The organism is Oleiphilus sp. HI0123 (assembly GCF_001635315.1).
In genome coordinates this window covers 1-447 of record NZ_LWGE01000662.1, presented here as the reverse complement: position 1 = coordinate 447, position 447 = coordinate 1, and the positions used below count along the sequence as shown (strand labels likewise).

Below are 447 nucleotides of genomic sequence, written 5' to 3'. Positions count from 1 at the left end.
CGACATTTTCCGCATCGTGCCCAAAATAGATTTTCACTCCTAATGAAGCGAGTCGTTTTGTCACTGCTGACTCATTTAAATCTGAACCCGAGATTTGGTAACCCTGGTTACGTAGCACTTCTGCAATTCCGCACATGCCCGCGCCACCAATACCTACGAAATGGATCAGACTGATACGGCGCATCTCTGGAATTTCACTCAATACCATGCTTCCTGCATGCTTTAGTACACTCGCATTTGGTTTATCAGGCATAGCAGACTCTCCTACATTCACTGGCTACATTCTCTGTTGCGTCTGCTTTGGCTAATTTTCTTGCTGCCTCGGACAAAATCGATATTCTCTCGGGTTTACTAAATAAAGGAGCCAAGACCTCACTCAAGGTCGACTCGCTCAAATCCTGTTGGTCTAATAACCATGCCGCACCGCCCTTGGTCATATACTGGGCA

At 46.5% G+C, this 447-nt stretch carries 2 protein-coding genes; both read right to left on the bottom strand.

Annotation, left to right across the window (positions count from 1 at the left end):
- A partial coding sequence (locus A3761_RS06015; RefSeq protein WP_369808182.1) for a Mur ligase domain-containing protein occupies positions 1-253 on the bottom strand: 253 nt, incomplete at its 3' end.
- On the bottom strand, positions 246-447 hold a 202-nt coding region (locus A3761_RS27110; RefSeq protein WP_197472874.1), incomplete at its 5' end, for a hypothetical protein. The genes A3761_RS27110 and A3761_RS06015, both read right to left, overlap by 8 nt.